The organism is Pseudoalteromonas sp. OANN1 (genome assembly GCF_024124685.1).
Lineage (GTDB): Bacteria > Pseudomonadota > Gammaproteobacteria > Enterobacterales > Alteromonadaceae > Pseudoalteromonas > Pseudoalteromonas piscicida.
On the sequence record NZ_JAMXSE010000014.1, the window covers coordinates 77,488 to 95,970 of the forward strand.

Here is an 18,483-nt window from a genome sequence, read left to right on the forward strand (position 1 = left end):
AATTAGGCCACCTCACTATCTGGAATTTGAACGGCGGTATTTGCCTTATCCAACATGACTTGACCATCTAATAATCGCACTAACCTATCTGCATAGGTTCCCTCTTTTTCAGAGTGAGTAACCATGATCACGGTGGTGCCTTCTTTGTTCAATTCACGCAACATCGTCATTACTTCTTCACCATTTTTGGAATCCAAGTTCCCTGTTGGTTCATCCGCTAAAATAAGTTTAGGGTTGATAACCAAAGCTCGTGCTACCGCGACACGCTGCTGCTGACCGCCGGACAGTTGCTGAGGCAAGTGATCCGCGCGGTGATCAATGGCAACGCGCTTTAAAATCTGCTCTACACGCTGTTTGCGTTCACTTTTAGAGATATTTTGGTACTGCAGCGGTAGTTCGACATTTTCAAATACCGTCAGCTCGTCAATCAGGTTAAAGCTTTGAAATACGAAGCCGATTGACGCTTTACGTAACTGTGATAGCTGCTTCTCGGTGTAGCCCGCAATGTCAGTACCTGCAAACTCGAACTGACCAGAAGACGGAGAGTCCAGCATTCCAAGAATTGAAAGCAAGGTAGATTTACCACAACCTGACGGTCCCATGATTGCAACAAACTCACCCTCATTAACAGTTAAATTAATATCGTTTAGCGCAGTAGTTTCAACGTCTTGAGTGCGGAATACTCGGTTTAGGTTAGTTAGTTTTATCATTGTAATATCCTTAGAAATTTAGTTGTTGCGCTTTGTCGAAGTTGCTATAGCTTGAGGTAATTACTCTTTCACCTTGTGATAGGCCGTCTAGGACTTCATAGTAGTCTTGATTCTTTTTACCTAAGCGAATGTCACGACGTTCAGCAGATTTACCATCATTTGCGAGTACGTATACCCAGTTACCACCAGAGCTAGTAAAGAAAGCACCACGCTTTAGCAATAACGCATTTTCTTTGTTACCACCGAGCATTAGCTCGACATCAATACTTTGACCACGCTTTATATCGCTTTGACCACTTGGCAGAGCGACTTCTACCTGAAACTGTGATTGGGTAACGCGACTATCAATTTTGCTCACCTTTGCTGTAACAACACCGCTATCCAAAAGCACATTTACTGCCATTTCAGGTTGTACTTGGTTTAAATAGAATTCATCGAGGCGTACAACCAATTTGTATTCATTTGGAATATCAATTTGACCTAAACGCGCCCCTTTACTCTTTGATTCGCCAATTTCTACATCTAGCTCACTCAAATAACCCGATACCGGCGCTTTGATCAGTAGGTTTTCGAGGTTTTTACGCGCAAATTGCAAATTCTTCTGTAGCATCTCGGCGCTATCTTCTAATTGTTCAACTTGTACTTTTCTAATCGAATTTTCCTGTGTTTGACGCTCTAATGTCAGTTCTTTTCGCGCTTTGTAGTACTTTAAATCGTCTTCAATTTCAGAAAGCCTATCTGATGCCAGCACACCTTTTTCAACCAACGGCTTAGATTGCTTGTAACGGCGTTCTAGGTGACTAATTTGCAAATCAATTTCAAGCAAATCACGGCGTAGGTTAAGGCGGCTGGTTTCCATCGTCATTTGTGTGTTTCGCAGGAAGTTAAGCTGCTCCGTAACCTGAGCTTCACGACTCATTACGTCTAGCTGTAAACTAGTGTTGCTCAACCTAACTAATGGCTGGCCGGCTTCAACATATTCACCCTGCTCGACTAAGCGCTCTTCCACTTGACCACCAGCGATAGTATCTAAGTAAATGGTAGTTTTTGGCACGACCTGACCACGCAGACTTAGGGCATCAACAAAAGCACCTTTACTGACGGTACTTACTGTCAGACTGCGCAGTTCCAAGTTTTGGCTACGACCTGAAGATGAGGTGTTATTAAACGCAAACGCAGCTGCTGCAATGCCAAGTAACACACCGCCAACAACGCCTTTTTTAAGATGCTTTTGTAGTCCTGAACGTTCTATTTTCTTATCCATATTCACGCCCCTTGTTCTGTATTAGTTAAATCGCTTTATCGGATATATAAGACTTATAATCAAACTTCATGCCAAGGGGGGTTTACTATATATATAACAACGGGTTAAATATTAAGTTAGTTATTTTCCAATGTTAAACTGTCCGAAAATAGAACACATATAAATCAGAAAAGTGTCCAAAAATGAACACTTTTTCATGGACGCCATAGCTTGAAGTGCGCTAGGCTAAAAGAAAAACAAAGCACTCTGAGTATGAAGCAAGAAGGCACCATATTAATTGTCGACGACAACAGCGATATATTAATTGCAGCAAAGCTTTTGCTAAAAAAGCATTACCAAACCATCATCACCACTGATAATCCTTTTGATATAGAAACGCAGATTGCATCACAGCAAATAGATGTGATCTTACTCGACATGAACTTTAGCCAAGATGCTATTAGTGGCAAAGAAGGCTTTTATTGGTTAAAGAAAATTGTCGAACAAGACCCAAGTATCGTGGTGTTGTTAATGACCGCCTATGGCGATATTCAACTTGCTGTCGATGCGATAAAAGCAGGCGCTGCAGACTTTATCGCTAAGCCTTGGCAGAACGACCAATTACTCGGTGCGGTTGCTGCCGCATTTGCTCATGCCAAAGACAAACAGCAAGTTGGTAAGCTCACTCGCCAGACCCAAGGGTTAAATCAGGCACTCAATCAGTCTAGCGGTAGCCATCAATTTGCTTTTTTAGGCCAAAGCCCGGCCATGAAAAAGGTGTTTAGTACTATAGAACGTGCGGCACTCACCGATGCCAACATTTTGATCACCGGTGAAAGTGGCACCGGCAAAGAACTTGCTGCACATGCCATCCACCAAGCCAGTATGCGTCGCGACAATACTTTTATCAGTTTAGACATGGGTGCTATCTCCGAAAGTTTGTTCGAAAGCGAACTGTTTGGTCATAGAAAAGGCGCATTTACCGACGCTAAAGAAGACAAAGTTGGCCGATTTGAATTAGCACACGAAGGGAGCCTATTTTTAGATGAATTGGGAAACTTACCCATGAATCAACAAACGACGCTGCTTGCCGCGTTACAAAATAGACAGATCACTCCAGTTGGAGGAAACAAACCCATCTCGGTGGATATTCGACTAATCTGTGCCACCAATGACAACCTGCAACAAGCGGTTGATGAAGGCCGTTTTAGACAAGATTTATTATATCGGATCAATACTATAGAGATCCGTCTTCCGCCACTTCGTGAGCGTACTGAAGATATTCCACTACTTGTAAACTATTATCTTGAACACTACTGCCACAAATATAAGCGGCAGCTTGAGATACATAGCCTAGACATGCAGAGTCTACAAGCATATCAATGGCCAGGAAATGTCAGGGAACTAGCACATGCTATTGAAAGAGCGGTGATCCTAAGCGAAAACGAACTTTTGGACATCAGCACAGTGGTGAAGACAACCTCAGCGCCAGCTGAAGGAATAATTACTGAAGATAAAAACGATACTAATACGCTGATTTCCACAGATACTTTCAACCTTGAAGAGATTGAACAACGTACTGTGCGTGCAGCGCTCAAGCACTATCACGGCAATGTCTCAAACGCCGCAAAAGCACTCGGATTAACCCGAGGAGCAATGTACCGTCGACTAGAAAAATACGATTTGTAGGCAAGAAAATATGGTTCGCTTTACGCAACATCCTACAATGGTTTTTTTCAGTACAATTCTTGGCCTTATTGGCTTTAATGTGCTCTCGATAGTCTTGTATATACAAGGAGGATTCTCGGCGACTTGGCTCCTAGTCACGCTAATAGCGATCGCTTTCACCTCCTCTTTATACCGTCAATTTAACAAACAGAACAAGCACATGACTTTTGTTTTGAAATCACTCGCGAATGGCGATAGTTCATTGGGGTTGAGCCATCATCATCCCATGCGGCAGCACTTAGAAGAGATTAAGACTAGAATTCAAAGTGCACGTTTTATTGCAGAGCAACAGGCCCACTTTTTGCAGACCCTCTTAGTGCATATAGATTTAGCCGTACTGGTTTTCGATAAAGATGGTAATGTCATTGAGTCCAACCCAGCGGTAACCCGCTTACTCGGTAAACCCATTAATCACAGCGAAGATTTAGAAGATATCGCACCACTGATTAATGAATGCGATAACAGCTTGAAAACAATAGCAAATTGGCAATGTGGCGAGCAACAAGATAACTTGTCTATACAAATAACGTCAGCGCAGATCCAAGGGCAAATTCGTAAAATTGTCACCTTACAATCCATTCGTGATGCTTTACAAAACAAAGAGCAGCAAGCCTATAAACGCCTCACCAAAGTGCTTACGCACGAGGTGGCTAACTCTATCACACCTCTATCATCCATTGCACAAACCTGCGAGGGACTCTTGCCCGACACATTGAGTTTTGACGATGAAGAAGATAAACAAGACCTAGCCCTAGCGCTGCAAACGCTGGCAAAACGCACTGAGTATCTGGGCGCATTTATCGCCCGCTTTAGAAAAGTCAGCAACTTACCAAGCCCAGTACTACAACCTGCCCAGCTTGCGTCGATTGTAGAGGGCATCTATCAGTTACATCAACAAAGCTGTCATCAAGCGAACATAGACCTACAGCTTGATGTTAGCCACTCCCAACTGGTGATGTTAGACACGGCTCAGATTGAGCAAGTGCTTATTAACTTAACCAAAAATGCTATTGAAGCGGTGCAACAACGCAATGACCAAGACCAGCGAAACACACGCCAAGTGGTGTTGAAAACTGGAGCCAATAACGCAGGCCAGCACTATATAGAAATAAGCGACAACGGCCCTGGCATTGCCGACCATGTAGTCGACATGATTTTCGTGCCGTTTTTTACCACTAAACAACAAGGCTCGGGGATCGGCTTAAGCCTCTCAAGACAAATTATGATTAATCATGGCGGCGACTTAATTTATCTTAGGCGCGAGCAAGGCGCATGCTTCAGATGCGTATTTGGTTAATTAACTTGAGCTTTGCTTAGGGGCTTATCTTTAGTTCAAGGCAAATGAGACTAGAGGCCGGATCGCTCCTTGAGGATTTGTGAACTTATAAAAAGTCGGTAAACTAGAAGTATCTAATTTAGGGAAAATTTCGTGCACACCGTATACAAACCCATTCTTATTATTACTGGAGTTGGCTGGACTGCCGTCATCATATTTTTAACCGCAATCGACTTACTGCACGATTGGGTTGAAGTAGAAAGTGAGCGGCTGAATAACCCTATCTGGTGGGCTTTGCAGGAATGGGGGCTTTGGTATATTTACACGCCAATACTCTTCTTATGGCTAAATAAACTCAGCCAACAGAATAAGGTATGTTGGCGTAATTACTTCGTTTGTTGCTCGGCTTTATTCGTACTGAGCATGTCTATACAAGCCGGATTCGACTACCTCGTTTACCGCGATGATATTCCTTATACCTTGTATTATTTTGCGCCATTACACCCGTTGGTGATCTACGTATGTTTTATGATTTGGCATAAGTTTATCCGTATTGAAAGTAAAGAAGAAAACAATAGCACCGCGATAAATCAACGTTTGCTTGTGGATTTAGGCGGCGATAAGTCATTTTTACAAATCAAAGACATAGTGCACATTGTGGCAGCTAAAAACTATGTTGAAATTCACACCGAGTCACACCAATACCTCAAACGAGCAACCCTATCTCAGTTTGAAGCCATGCTACCAAGCGATATGTTTGTGCGCACCCACCGCTCTTATTTGGTTAACCTGGCCTATGTTGAACGTATCACCACCAAAGCTTCTGGTAATGCCATCATCAAGTTATCAACGGGCACGCAAATTAGCTTGAGTAAAGGTTACAAGAAAGTACTAAAGTCACGCTTCGATACGCTTTCTCTGGCTGCATAACACCAGCGGGCGATCTGAGCTCGCTCACGGTTTCCCGTCGATCCGTCCCATAGAACCACCTTTTGTACCTAATAATTTGTTTTATCTGCTTTTTTATTTTTAATAGCGTAATGGAGAGCTTTTATTCAAAGAGGAACAATGACACGATTTCATCCCTCCACGGCAACCTATTGCACCTTAATGAGCGTCATAAGCAGCGGCGTTTACGCCAATATGGATAACGCAAAACCGAGTGTTTATGCTGGAAATTCACTGCAACAGTTTGCAGCACAAGATGCACTTGCAACCATCGAGCGCTTACCGTCATTCACACTCATAGAACAAAGTGGTGAGCGCGGCCTAGGTGGCAGCTCTGCCAATATTTTATTAAATGGCATGGAGATCCGCGTAAAGTCTGGATCGGTCTCGGAGTATTTAAAACAGCTTCCCGTTGACCAAATCGCTGCGCTAGAAGTGTACCTAAGTCATCACCCATTTCCTTCACTTAAGCAATATAATCAAGTTGTTAACATCATTCGTGATGAAAAAAACAATGCCTATAATTGGCAACTAGGTAGCACACTCAATGCCAGCGCCGCCACTGGCATAACAGCAATGGCAGGGTTTATCTTACCTAAAAGGCAATGGACGCACAGCGGTCATATTCAAGTTCAGGATGAGCCGTTTAAAAGCACCAGCCAAGGTCAGCTGTTCGCGTCTGATAACACACCCGAGGAAAGCAGCGAAGAAACATTTAAGGAGCAAAGTGAGCGAATAACGCTCTCATTTACCAGCCACAAAACCATGCAGGATGGCGCCCTAACACTCAATGTTCAGGCTATAAAAGACAACTTGCAGTCACAATACGAATGGCTGTACCGCACGCCAACTTCATCCAGCGATGTTGAATCTGCGTTTTCGCAAGAGCGCGATAAAACAAACACTAGCGAGATATCTATCGATAGGCAGTGGCAAGGTCAGCATTGGAGCACACAACTCACAGGCTACTACTCAAAACAAAAGAATGAGTTGCACATGCTTGATGGTCTCTCTGCGCGGCTTTCAACACCAAGCTTTACACAGTATAAGCGTACTGACGAGCGAGTAATTCGCCTGATGGTAAACGACACTGTCTCGGAGTACGGTCTTGAGGCCAGTATCAATCGAGTAAATGCCAACACAATATTGCCCGAGGAGCAGCTACACAGCACGATAAAAGAGCTAAGTATTGAGCCCTTTGCGGCTTTTACTTGGTCGCTTTCACCAAAATGGCAGTTATACAGCAAACTGGCAGCCGAGCAGGCTACACTTTCGACCAATAGCAGTAAGAGTGAAGATATTCAGCATCTCATCGCCAAGCCGTTGGTGCGATTAAATTATGACGCGACAAAAAGCACTCAGTTTACAACCACCTTAAAGCATGAAGTGGAACAGCTCGATTTTTCACTTTTTTTACCAGAGCTCAACGCAGGATTTGGCCGCTTACAGTTTGGCAATCTTAAAATAAAGCCAATGCAGTACACTGAACTTGCACTGCAAATTGATATTGAAGAAGGTGAAAGATGGCGTTTTAACGTTAAGCCTTTTTATCAGTGGCAAAAAGATGTGCATGAATATCAGCAAGATAATCGAGGAGAAAGCATAGTTGCAAATGCCGGGGATGCCGCACTTTGGGGGCTAGATGGTGCGGTTAATCTAGACTTATCAAGCTGGATCAACAACAGTCAGCTCAATCTTGATTATAGTTATCGAGACGCATCATACCGTGACGCGCTCACAGGAAAACGTGCAATCAACGGGACTGTTCCACATTGGGCTAGTATGCAATTTCGACAAAGCTTTAATCGCTTTTCGTGGAGCGCTGAGATTTCCAGCGGGGATAGTTATCGCGAATATTATCCCGATGAGCAATTTATTGAATCAGGCTCATTGCAATTGACTTTGCAAGCACAGCTTCAAGTAAGCCAACGCGTTAAGCTCAACTTAGAAGCTTCGCCACTCACGTCTAGATACGAATATCGACGCTTGTATTACAACGCCTCACGGGCGGGCAGCGTAAGTGCGATGGAAGCGATTCGTGAGCGTGTACCACCAGAGTTTGCGCTCACGCTAAGCGGAAGTTGGTAGGCCGATACTAATCGCGCCTACCGACTTTAGTGTCCTGACTAGGGCCTGTTTATCTTTCAAGTTTGTTTTTGCAGCAGTTTGATTGGTATTGATACAAGGCAGAGCCGGCGTAGCATAGTTATTCTATGTGAGTCAGGCGACAACACAGTAGAAATGCCAATCAAGCGCTGCCCTTTGGGTTCACCTGAGTGCGCTTTGTTCATTGTTGCTCAACTTTTGCCTAGATTACTAGGCGGCAAGTCGAGCGTCGCGACTAAAACACACTCAGGAGAACAAAAGTCAAACAGCAAAGGTCAACAGGCCCTAATATCGCTCTAAATGATTGAGAATATGTGGAAAAACATCTACATCAGCCTGACGCCCAAAGATACAATCTATGTGCGCGTAATTGGGGAGCACCTTACGCGTAAATTGCTCATCACCAAAGGCAAGACAAAGACGTTCATAAGTTTTTTTCGTGCTCTCAGGTAAATAACATTCGTTATCTGCTCCGCTAATAAACAGCGTCGGCACGTTTAATCGGTTGATGTGTGGCATGTAAACGTCCTTGCCATCTGCATCAACCAGTTTTCCTGCGCGACAAATTGCAGCAAGGTGCTCAAGGGTTTGAATATTGGCTTCGGCAAATAGTTCATCAATATGCTCATGCAGCAAATCGGTTAACTGATCATGACGGTATAAGGAGGCGTACATAAAGGTCACGCGATGGCAGCTATCATTGTTGCATCGCCCCTGTGCCTCGGCGAGCGCGTACAAGCCTAGCGCCTTATCATACAAAGAGGCAAGCCCATTGCTCTGCTCTGGTACTCGCGCCGTTAGTGAGTCTACGCCCAACCTTTCTAAAAATGAAGGGAGATGCAAACCTGTCTTCATTTTCGTTGCCATCGGCACCACGACGTCCGCCGCAATTTGTGATGCAACGACACTGCGAACCCCAGAAAGTCCGCTAAGCATAGACATAAAGAAGGTCGTAGCACCATAACAATGCACCACCGCCTGAATACTATCCGCTCCCGTAATGGTTCGGATTTTGTTCACCGCGGCAGGGTAATCGTATTTCGCGACCTGATCGCCATTTGATTGCTTTGCGGCGGCAGGCAACAAAATACTGACTCGATAATCCAATAGCCACACGTCATATTGGTTAGCGACTAGGTACTCGACTAAGTTGGTATCAATCATGTCGGTGGAAAAGATACTCGAAGCAACTCCCAGCCCATGCACTAACATAACCGGGCCCTTGTCACCGCCACGATAACGAGTCAGCGATAGCTGCACATGATCAGCTGTATCAAACAAGTACACTTCAGGTGTTGGAGCCCTTAGCGGCCGCTTTTTGCGCACCAATTCACCACTGTGCGTTTTTTCTTGGTAAAAAATACTGCCGTAACTTTGATATAGAGTGCCCGCAAAAAATTGCCCAAAGCGCGCAATGGCTTTTAAGCGAGCTGCTTTACTCTCGGCATGACTTACACGAATAGTGGCAAGCTGCGTCACAAAATCAATCGGTGCTATCTTCATAATACCGTGACCACACACGGCCCCTTGAGTATCTTCTCCTTCATGAATATCAACAAATAAGGTTGTAGTATCATCCCAAAGATCGAGAGAGTGAGGGTCGTCTTTGATTAGCTTAAAGGCATTAAAGAAGTACTGCTTGCCATCCTCCGCCATTAAATTCATTTTATAGATCATCTTCTGAGTATTTGGTGGAAAGGCCTGGCGCTCAAACAAACGAAACTCACCATTGCGAACGGTCAATGGTTTATCAGAAAGCACATTACACTCAACGCGACCCGAAATATGCGCTTTATGTTGTGGGTCGGTCAACATCACCTCTAGATCCGTCGAGGTGACCGTCAATACAAACGATAGCGTTTGGTTTGTTTCTTGACCCTGCTGATAAGCAGCCAAGTAGGTTTGTAAAGAGGTAGTGCTTGGCTCTACCACGCGGCTAAAATAGCCCTGCATGCGCTCTGTAAACGCCAACCCCGTTGTGATCGGTTCAGCGCCACGGGAACGGCTTGACGGCAACTGATAGTCAATTTGCCAATCACGGTCCTTGGCGATAAGTGCACAGCAGCGCTCCGTCAATGCACTTATCGTAAGCAGCGGATTGACCGCAAGCGACGTTGGAATGATGGCACCATCTGACACATAGAGCGAGTCGTAGCAGGCATCCCCCTCAGCCATAAACACTTGCCCTTTATGATTCACTACCCCTTCGGAACCCGTCTCAGCAAGCCGACAGCCTCCTAAAGGATGGACTGTAACCAAGCGATTATTCAACCACGGTGACCAAATCGGGTTTTTAACATAGGTGCCACCGAGCGCTGCTGTTGCTTGAAGCAGCTTTTCACTCGCATGATGAAAATTAGGCTGAGATCCTAACTCTGGCCAACGGATGTTCAACTTGTCTTGCTCTAAAGTTATGACACCTTGGCTATCGTCATGGCTCATTACTAAGTAGGTTTGAGTATGTTTTACCGCACCATGATAAGCGCCTCGCCATTGGCTTTGCCATACTCTCGCTTGCTCCTCCAAAGCGTCATAAAAACCGTGATCCGTGTCGAGCCCAATTACACCCGCAGCACTTGCAAGCGCAGTTGGTAACACTCCCGCCATGGCGCCGGGTAAACTTCCCTCTTCAATAATCATTTGTTGCGCGCGTTCGCTCGCTTCACGAAGATCGATTGCACTAGTGATACAAGGTCCTGTAGGCGCTTTGCCTTCTGGCTCTAGATTACCAACCCCAACACCATCGATTTCGGTGTCGCAGTTATAGCCAAAACCCAACATATCGCCATTACCAGTAAAATGCTGACCAAGTTGCGAAGAGATAGCCAAACCACGACTTTGGCTACGCAATAAAATTTCATTACTGCCCAGCGTGCCTGCAGCCAAAATCACAAGATCCGCCTCAACAAATAACGGGGCTGCAGAAAAGCACTCTGCGCCGGTTCCCATGTCTTGGTAAAACACCCGCCAACCGAAGTCGGTTTTCTCCAAGTAGCGCACACTGGCCTGGCAATAAATTTCTGCGCCATGATTCCAAGCATCCGGTAAGTAATTCATTCGAGTGGTATTTTTGGCATTGAAATTACAGCCAGACACACAGTCTCCGCAGTTATTACATGCTTGCTGCTCAACACCCACATGGTTAACGCCACCTTCAGGCGTCGCAAAACATACATTGATTGGTACTTTATTAAAGGGAGCTTCTAATGCATTTGCCGACTGCTGGTGAGCCTTCAGTTTATTCAAAGCTGGGTAATATTCAGGGTATAAGGCAGGTTTCAGCATCTCTCGAGCCCGCGTGAAACCCTCTTCCAACAAGCCATCCTCATCATCTCTAATCGCGTGTGGCCATACTGGGTCTTTCAGTACTGCATCTACTGGGGGCAAAGCAACATTGGCATTGATAAGAGAGGTACCACCTAAACCACAACCGACGACGACATTCTGTTCACGGTGCATATGAATATCAAATAATCCCAAATGAGAGCCCTTGTGTCCTGTTTGGCTATTAAACTGCAACTCACCAGCGGCCTCCAACTCGGTATCCGGAAATTCTCCCGTTAAAAACTCGCGCCCTCGCTCAAGTAGGCAGACTGATTTTCCGGCTCTCGCCATGCGTGACGCAGCGATAGCACCGCCATAACCACTACCAATAACAAGTACATCGTAATGCGGCTGAATTGCCGCCAGAGGTGAAGAAATTGGTTTCATTTGCTTGATTCCCTCTTCTTATTTTCGCTCACCACCTTGCCCGTGGCGATGCTATCCGTGAAGTATCCTCCATTGGAGGCATACTGACCCTAGCAATAAGAGTAGAGCATTTATTGCACAACAGCGCAGTACACTGGTTAAATAATCCGGAGGATCAGCGGCAACAATAACAAACACCCCACGCCCCAAAGAGTTTTATTGTTTGTCAGCAAGGCTGCCCGATACCCCACCATCAGCCCAAGGGAACCCAGCTTTGGCACCAGCCAAAACAACAATCCAGAAAATAGCAGCGTTCCTGTGATCACCAATAGGCTCTCAAACACACCACCAAGTTGATAACGGCTCAGCCAAAGCGCCAAGGCAATAATCACGCTTTGGTGCCAGAGATAGATAGGAAACACCACTTTATTGAGCCTCGTAAGCAGCGGATGAGGACGGTTAAGATAACGCGCCGCTAATGCTAATATCAACAACACCGCACACACGCGCTGCAACACCAACACAAGACTCCCACTCCAAGTAATGAAGGTTGTGCGCGTATCTTGCTGCAACCAGTAAAAATGATATAAAAGCAAAATAATTATGGCGTTGACTGCACAAACCCACAGTAGCACTTTACCTTGCCGAGCAAGCCAAGCCCAAAACCGATTATGCTTAGCAAGCAGATAACCTGCGAGCAGAAAAACAAACCCCTGAAATTCTCTTTTGCTATCGCCGTCCAATGCTAGCTGAGCCCAAAGTAAGCTTGCAAAAGCCAACACGCTTAGTAGATAAGTTGACCAGCACAAAGTGATAAAATGCCGTAGCATTACTTGATGCTTAGAATTAAAGACGATATGCAACACAGCAAGGAACAAAGTAAAACGCCATAATTCTCGCAAATACCACAAGTGATTGACATCAACATGGGGCCAAATACCGCTTTGATACCGACTGAATAAAGGGCTGTTAAAATCAATAAACTGTTTGTAAAAATCAACAAACCCAAGCGTTAATCCAGCATTTTGCTGCATTTCTGCGTACAGTTGTACGGGCACAACAAGCCATATACCAAATAATAGCGGGAGCAATAGCAAAGGAGTACGAAAGAGCATGGCTGTGCATGCACCTTGTTTATCAAAAATATATCTAAGCGCAACTCCCGAGATAAACCAGATAAGCAACATGCGCCATGGTGAGATCAGTAACATCAGATATTCCAGCCAAACCGAAGTATAAGCACTTTTGTAGTGAAAACCCCAGTTAGGTACATATAACATAGCGGTGTGATAAAAAATGAGTATCGTAAATGCAATAACACGCAGCCAGTCTAGCTCTACTCGCCGATTTAAATGATCCATGTTATTTTCTTTTTGAAAGTAAACTTACCCCTACAGTGCGCCAATACAGCGTACAAACAAACGAAATTTGCTTAAATAACAATAGCTAGGGATAAACCGTGGAATAGAGGGATAAAATAAGTGACCGCTTTGCACCCAGTTGCTAGAGTAAAAGAAAAACTCAAACCATGATGCTTTCACGTACCTTTATTCAGCAGTTCCACCCTTTGATGGCAATGGCATTACTCGCCCTCTTTCTAACGATTAATAACACCTTGAATGCCATTACTCTGATCATGGATGCCAAACGAGATGCGCAGCTCGATTTTGCGCTGTGGGAACCTTTCGTATGGGAATATACCAGTGCTGCTGCCAGTTTAGCCTTAATTCCTGTCATATCTTGGTATTTAAACGCATTTCCTTGGCAGTGGCACAAACCTTTTAATGTCGCTTTTAGCTTTTTTATTGCCTCACTGTTATTTTGTTTTGGCCATGTTGGCATCATGGTGTTATTACGTGAAACGATTTATTTTAGTTTGCAACTAGATTACAACTTTCACCTTTCTTGGTTTGAACTTATCTATGAATATCAAAAAGATGCATGGAGCTTAGTATTCTTTATTGCACTCATAAAAGCTTATCAATTTAGTGTCTCCCATATGCTTGGTGAAGCATCTCCGATAAAACAAGAAAGCGATGAAGATGAAACACTCCACAAACCTATTCATCACTTATTGGTGCGTAAGCTTGGTAAAGAATTTATCGTTAAAGTTGAAGAGGTTGAGTGGTTACAGTCGTCTGGAAATTACGTCAATCTACACGTAAATGGCCGCATTTATCCGCTGCGTTCAACGCTTGCTACGTTATGTCAGCGCTTAGACCCCGTCGGCTTCGTGCGTATTCATCGCTCTTTTGCTATTAATGTGTCTAAAGTGGTAAGTATTACGCCGCTCGCCAGTGGTGACAGCGAAATCGCATTGCAAAGTGGGAAAGTATTAACACTCTCGCGAACCTATAAAACACAATTTAAGCACCAACTACGCCTTGAGTAAGTGAGCAATATGCAATTATCAAGTAACCGAGTGTTATTGAATTAATTCCATTAATCAATGCTAAATGCTGTAACGCTAAAGTTCATTTAGTATCCATTTCATCACCCTACACTACACAGCCGCAACAGGTAAGGTGTCTATTTTTGCATTTGCACCGAATTTATATACAATCTTATGCGGTTCAGATGCCTCATTGGACTGCATAATAAAAGGATAATAAAAAAGGCTCTATGAAAAACCTCATCACTCCATTACTTACAGCAATCCTGCTACTAAATGGCTGTAGCCAAATACAGCAACCTCAACAGGATGAACCAACACCTGATAACTCCGTGCAAGCTGGTGTAAACAAGCCAAAAAATACAGTCAAAGACGAAGCTAAAACAGTAGTTAAAACGCCATATGATCCGCTCGCAACTGATGATTTATGGCTCCGTATTAAAGATCAACTCAGCTTTGCCGATTCCGACGATAAGCGTGTAAAACAACGGATTGATTGGTACCTCAGGCATCCCAATTATATGGATACCATCAGTGAACGTGCAGCGCCGCTACTTTATTACTTAGTAGAAGAAGTCGAAAAGCGCGATATGCCAATAGAACTGGCATTGATGCCGCTAATTGAAAGTGACTTTAATACCCAAGCCTATTCTCACAAGCATGCGTCGGGTTTGTGGCAACTAACGCCGCTGATTGCAAAACATTATGGTGCCAAGATCAACGCTTGGTATGACGGCCGCCAAGATATCGTAGACTCGACCCGCGTCGCATTGGACTTTTTGCAATACCTCCACAAACGTTTTGATGGTGATTGGTATCATGCCATTGCCGCCTATAACACGGGTGAAGGTAGAGTGCTTGCGGCCATTGAACGTAATAAAAAAGCAGGTAAGCCAACTGACTTTTTCCATTTGAAGCTACCGCGCCAAACAAGTCACTACGTACCAAAGCTACTTGCGGCATCACAGCTGCTAAAGCATGACTTGATGAAGTTTCCTAAAATCCCTAATCGCTCTCTAATCAGCGTTATTAAACTCGAACAACAAGCCATCTTATCTGATCTCAAAGGCTGGAAAGAAGTCGAGGTATTAAATCCAGGCTATGCACGTTTTCCAGCATTACTCGGCGGCCCTGAGCATATTGTCATTCCCACAGCGCGCGTGTCAGAGTGGCAAACCATGCTCACACACTTACCCAAAATGCCCGCGGATACATGGCAACATTATACTATCCGACGTGGAGACTCTCTTAGCACTATTGCAAAGCGCTATTCGCTAACCGTCGCCGAATTAAAAGCCTTTAATCAATTAAAGAGTGACCGAATTCGTGCAGGAAAAAAGCTAATTTTGCCCATTTTGGCTGACAAACAACTGGACTATCAGATCAAACACGGCGATAGTTTATGGCGCATAGCTAAGCAATTTAATGTCAGTGTCGCTAAGCTAAAGCAATGGAACCAGCTATCGACAGATAGACTGAAAATTGGCGATACGTTACTGGTATTTCTGTCGCCTTAGGGCGTAGTGTCAGTTGGATAAATATGTCAGAACATAACAATAATAACTTACCCTCTGAAAATGTAGCCGAAACGCAGGCAGCAAAGCCTGCTCGGCCACAGCCACACAGCTCGAGACACTCAAGGGGCTCCTTTAAACTTTCTCGCTCCAAAATGAACACCATTTTGGCTTTGTGTGCGATGTTTATTTCAGCGGCATCGTTTTACGCCACTTATCTGCAGGCAAAAGCTGCTCAAGAGCAGGTTTCCGCAGCCGAAAAGCAGCTAAAAACTGAAACTTGGCCATGGCTTCAATTCAGCTATAGCAATTTTGATTTAGAGTCGACTCAAGCAACGATTAGAGTCGATATTCGCAATTCGGGGACTGGCCCTGCCATAATCCACTACATTAAGTACGAGCTTGATGGCGAAAATTACTTTGATGTTACCGAACTTATGGATGCATGCTGCAACCTCAATGCCTATCAAGCAGCGCTTAGCGATGCTCAAAACGAAGAGTCAAATATCAATTATCTAAAAAAGTTTGGCTGGTATGTTTCCAGTGCGCCACAAAAGATTTTGCTGGCAGATGGCGACACTTTCAACATTTTTACCATGCCAAAAAGCAATTTTAATCGTGGATTATGGGATAAAATTGATGCCCACAAATCGGTTTTTAAGGCAGAGGCCTGCTACTGTTCTATACTAAAACAGTGCTATACCACCAATGAAAAAGCAGTGATCACTGAGGTACCTAGTTGTTCAACAACACAGATAAATTCTATCAGCGAGTAATCACTCACCTCATGCAGTTTGAAGGTGAGGTGCTACATTTGTACCTAGATGTGAATGCCAATCCGACGATTGGTGTTGGCTTCCATATGCAAAATGTTGAGCAGTTCTGCCAATTACCGATGCGAGATAGGCGCTCCAAACGCTCTGCCACCTTGCAACAAAAGCGCGATGAATACCGTAATATTAAGGGCAAACCCAGCGGCTACAAGGCTTCTTGGTATGCGCAATATACCGAGCTAACGTTGTCGCCCAAGGCCTCTAAAAAGTACCTCATAGACCAGATTAAAGAATTTGAGCAGCACCTAATCCATTTTCTTGCCAAGCAAGAAACTGGCAGCATTCCTTATCAGCTATTACCGACGCCCGCTAAGATTGCGCTATTGGATATGGCTTACAACCTTGGTACCAGTAAGCTATTTTTGGCCTTTCCTAATTTGATTAAAGCCGTCAGCGCACAAGATTGGCACAGCGCAAGTAAAGAGTGCAGTCGCCTACATATTAGTCCGGCACGAAACGAGGCCACCAAAAAGCTATTCCTCAAGTGCGCTAAATACCAGCGTTATCAACTCACTTGGTTTGAAACTTTGGTTAAAAAGCTAAAGCGCTGGCTACATAGCTAACAAACAATTATAACGATTAGCAAACTGAGTTGTTATTCCCCTATAATATATAAACATAATGCACTAATATTAATGAATAAATTTTATTTTCTTGGTTTTTGAACTTGTGAGTTTTTATGGTAATTTGACTAAGTCGCATCAAGGACATGTTGATTTATTGAGTGAATCTCTGGCGAATACGGATGGCAGTCATAACTACACCTCTTGTATTTCCAGCAAGACCTCTCTGTCATGATGCTCTAGTCGCTACTGATATAGTCTGGTAACAGCCCAAGTTAATAGCGCTGGATTTGTTGCTGCCTTTCTAGTTGGCGCATCTTTGGGTGGATTAGCGAAGAAGCTTTACAATAAATACGCTTAACCTATCGGTCAGCTCCGTGTTCTGGATCTGACCTACTTAGTAGGACACGAAATCATGTTTGAGTTTATTGAGTCTCTGTTACCTGTGTTTTTCGTTTTTATTTACGTAGTACTGCAAGAGAGATGGAAGGAAAAGTGCGACTTACCTTTGAAGCAGCATATTTTAGTTGTGCTCGCAAAGATAACAATATGCCTAGTTTCTGTTGTGTCATTGGTGTTTATTTTTGGCAGTTGGCTTGGTGCTAGTGAAATACAAATGCTACCAATTGTTGCTATCGGATTCGGCTGCGCCTATGGATTAGCCTGTTATCTACTCGAACCTTTTTACTCTAAGAAAAACTAAGGCCTGCTACAAACGGGTATAACAGGGGATGTATCAAACATTAGCTCTCAATAGAGCTTTGAAGAATCTAGGAACTAAACTGAATGAAGTACATTGCATTATTACTATTATTAGCAACTAACCTCTCGTTATATCTTTATAACGGCGTGCCAAATTATATCTTTGTCTTGCTATTTAGCTGTTTACTTAGCAGTACACTCTATTCTATTTGGAAAAAGCATTCAAAATAGACGTTTCAGCCCAGAAAAAAGGACTCAATAGGGTCGTAGATCAAGCCTCGTTCATTGCGGTGAGAATGATAGAGATGAAATTTCTTTACTGTGAGTGAAAAAGGCGTAATGGGCTTCGTAACACTCGGCTCTGGCTTACAATTTCTAAATAGTGTGATATGTGGTGAGAACGGATGCGGGTTGTGATAAAGGTCACATTTTTCTCCAAAAGCACGCAGTGGATTGGCTAAATCAAGCAAAGCTTGTGGTTTTTGTTCGGGCTTTAAGTAAAAAATGCCATTGTGCTGCCAGTAGCCATAGTCACTAAAGGTGAGTGTAAATTTAGGCACCGATAAGCTACTTGCAAAATCACAAAGCTCGGCTACTTTTGACTCTTCTACCATCGCAAGGAACGCCAGTGTAAGATGCCAATTATTCGGCTGAGTATTGGCTTTACTCGCACTCACACTATCTACCAGCCACTGGCCGATATGCGCTCGAGCGTCGTCATCCATGCCAATACCAAAAAATAATCGTTTTTGCATCTTACACCTTTACCTTAAGGTTT

The 18,483-nt window shown here is 44.0% G+C and carries 14 protein-coding genes; 9 read left to right on the forward strand and 5 right to left on the reverse strand.

The genetic code is table 11. From position 1 onward, the window contains the following. Positions 1 to 2 precede the first annotated feature (2 nt). A complete protein-coding gene (locus NH462_RS12945; protein WP_010377661.1) occupies positions 3 to 710 on the reverse strand; it encodes an ABC transporter ATP-binding protein in 708 nt (235 codons plus the stop codon). 10 nt (positions 711 to 720) lie between these two features. Then, positions 721 to 1,974 carry an efflux RND transporter periplasmic adaptor subunit gene (locus tag NH462_RS12950; RefSeq protein ID WP_010377659.1) on the reverse strand — a complete coding sequence of 418 codons (1,254 nt, stop codon included), beginning with the start codon at positions 1,972 to 1,974 and terminating at the stop codon, positions 721 to 723. Positions 1,975 to 2,226: 252 nt separating this feature from the next. On the opposite strand from NH462_RS12950, the gene NH462_RS12955 reads away from it, so the two are divergent. The 4 genes from NH462_RS12955 (at position 2,227) to NH462_RS12970 (ending at position 7,993) form a co-directional block, all read left to right on the forward strand. Then, positions 2,227 to 3,642, forward strand: coding sequence for a sigma-54 dependent transcriptional regulator (locus NH462_RS12955; protein ID WP_253105909.1), 1,416 nt, complete (start codon positions 2,227 to 2,229; stop codon positions 3,640 to 3,642). 10 nt (positions 3,643 to 3,652) lie between these two features. Further along, positions 3,653 to 4,978 (forward strand): ATP-binding protein, encoded by a 1,326-nt coding sequence (locus NH462_RS12960; RefSeq protein ID WP_366033793.1) that lies wholly within the window; start codon positions 3,653 to 3,655, stop codon positions 4,976 to 4,978. 132 nt (positions 4,979 to 5,110) lie between these two features. Then, complete coding sequence (locus tag NH462_RS23025; protein WP_253105914.1) at positions 5,111 to 5,887, forward strand: LytTR family DNA-binding domain-containing protein; 777 nt, start codon at positions 5,111 to 5,113, stop codon at positions 5,885 to 5,887. A 138-nt stretch (positions 5,888 to 6,025) separates the two neighbouring features. Further along, entirely contained in the window at positions 6,026 to 7,993 is a 1,968-nt protein-coding gene (locus NH462_RS12970; RefSeq protein WP_253105916.1) for a TonB-dependent receptor, read from the forward strand. A gap of 303 nt (positions 7,994 to 8,296) precedes the next feature. Here NH462_RS12970 and NH462_RS12975 read toward each other — a convergent pair whose 3' ends face one another. Together NH462_RS12975 and NH462_RS12980 are read right to left on the reverse strand one after the other, a co-directional pair. Beyond that, positions 8,297 to 11,722: a GMC oxidoreductase gene (locus NH462_RS12975; protein ID WP_253105918.1), complete on the reverse strand. Its 3,426-nt coding sequence runs from the start codon at positions 11,720 to 11,722 to the stop codon at positions 8,297 to 8,299. A gap of 137 nt (positions 11,723 to 11,859) precedes the next feature. Continuing rightward, on the reverse strand, positions 11,860 to 13,062 hold the full coding sequence (locus tag NH462_RS12980) for an acyltransferase (RefSeq protein ID WP_253105920.1): 1,203 nt from the start codon (positions 13,060 to 13,062) through the stop codon (positions 11,860 to 11,862). A gap of 167 nt (positions 13,063 to 13,229) precedes the next feature. On the opposite strand from NH462_RS12980, the gene NH462_RS12985 reads away from it, so the two are divergent. From NH462_RS12985 to NH462_RS13005, 5 genes are all read left to right on the forward strand, one after another. Then, complete coding sequence (locus NH462_RS12985) at positions 13,230 to 14,093, forward strand: LytTR family DNA-binding domain-containing protein (protein WP_253105922.1); 864 nt, start codon at positions 13,230 to 13,232, stop codon at positions 14,091 to 14,093. A 230-nt stretch (positions 14,094 to 14,323) separates the two neighbouring features. Beyond that, positions 14,324 to 15,610: a LysM peptidoglycan-binding domain-containing protein gene (locus NH462_RS12990; protein WP_253105924.1), complete on the forward strand. Its 1,287-nt coding sequence runs from the start codon at positions 14,324 to 14,326 to the stop codon at positions 15,608 to 15,610. A gap of 23 nt (positions 15,611 to 15,633) precedes the next feature. Then, positions 15,634 to 16,383, forward strand: coding sequence for a hypothetical protein (locus NH462_RS12995; RefSeq protein ID WP_253105927.1), 750 nt, complete (start codon positions 15,634 to 15,636; stop codon positions 16,381 to 16,383). Then, positions 16,347 to 17,003 carry a hypothetical protein gene (locus NH462_RS13000; RefSeq protein WP_253105929.1) on the forward strand — a complete coding sequence of 219 codons (657 nt, stop codon included), beginning with the start codon at positions 16,347 to 16,349 and terminating at the stop codon, positions 17,001 to 17,003. The genes NH462_RS12995 and NH462_RS13000 overlap by 37 nt, the downstream gene beginning before the upstream one ends. A 415-nt stretch (positions 17,004 to 17,418) precedes the next feature. Beyond that, positions 17,419 to 17,706: a hypothetical protein gene (locus NH462_RS13005; protein WP_253105931.1), complete on the forward strand. Its 288-nt coding sequence runs from the start codon at positions 17,419 to 17,421 to the stop codon at positions 17,704 to 17,706. A 235-nt stretch (positions 17,707 to 17,941) separates the two neighbouring features. Here NH462_RS13005 and thpR read toward each other — a convergent pair whose 3' ends face one another. Further along, positions 17,942 to 18,460, reverse strand: coding sequence for an RNA 2',3'-cyclic phosphodiesterase (thpR, locus tag NH462_RS13010; protein WP_253105933.1), 519 nt, complete (start codon positions 18,458 to 18,460; stop codon positions 17,942 to 17,944). Between the last annotated feature and the right edge of the window lie 23 nt (positions 18,461 to 18,483).

What these genes read in the sequence shown, in the direction of transcription:
- NH462_RS12945 (WP_010377661.1), bottom strand. Translation starts at nt 710, where the DNA reads ATGATAAAACTAACTAACCTAAACCGAGTATTCCGCACTCAAGACGTT.
- NH462_RS12950 (WP_010377659.1), bottom strand. Translation starts at nt 1,974, where the DNA reads ATGGATAAGAAAATAGAACGTTCAGGACTACAAAAGCATCTTAAAAAA.
- NH462_RS12955 (WP_253105909.1), top strand. Translation starts at nt 2,227, where the DNA reads ATGAAGCAAGAAGGCACCATATTAATTGTCGACGACAACAGCGATATA.
- NH462_RS12960 (WP_366033793.1), top strand. Translation starts at nt 3,653, where the DNA reads ATGGTTCGCTTTACGCAACATCCTACAATGGTTTTTTTCAGTACAATT.
- NH462_RS12970 (WP_253105916.1), top strand. Translation starts at nt 6,026, where the DNA reads ATGACACGATTTCATCCCTCCACGGCAACCTATTGCACCTTAATGAGC.
- NH462_RS12975 (WP_253105918.1), bottom strand. Translation starts at nt 11,722, where the DNA reads ATGAAACCAATTTCTTCACCTCTGGCGGCAATTCAGCCGCATTACGAT.
- NH462_RS12980 (WP_253105920.1), bottom strand. Translation starts at nt 13,062, where the DNA reads ATGGATCATTTAAATCGGCGAGTAGAGCTAGACTGGCTGCGTGTTATT.
- NH462_RS12985 (WP_253105922.1), top strand. Translation starts at nt 13,230, where the DNA reads ATGATGCTTTCACGTACCTTTATTCAGCAGTTCCACCCTTTGATGGCA.
- NH462_RS12990 (WP_253105924.1), top strand. Translation starts at nt 14,324, where the DNA reads ATGAAAAACCTCATCACTCCATTACTTACAGCAATCCTGCTACTAAAT.
- NH462_RS12995 (WP_253105927.1), top strand. Translation starts at nt 15,634, where the DNA reads ATGTCAGAACATAACAATAATAACTTACCCTCTGAAAATGTAGCCGAA.
- NH462_RS13005 (WP_253105931.1), top strand. Translation starts at nt 17,419, where the DNA reads ATGTTTGAGTTTATTGAGTCTCTGTTACCTGTGTTTTTCGTTTTTATT.
- thpR (WP_253105933.1), bottom strand. Translation starts at nt 18,460, where the DNA reads ATGCAAAAACGATTATTTTTTGGTATTGGCATGGATGACGACGCTCGA.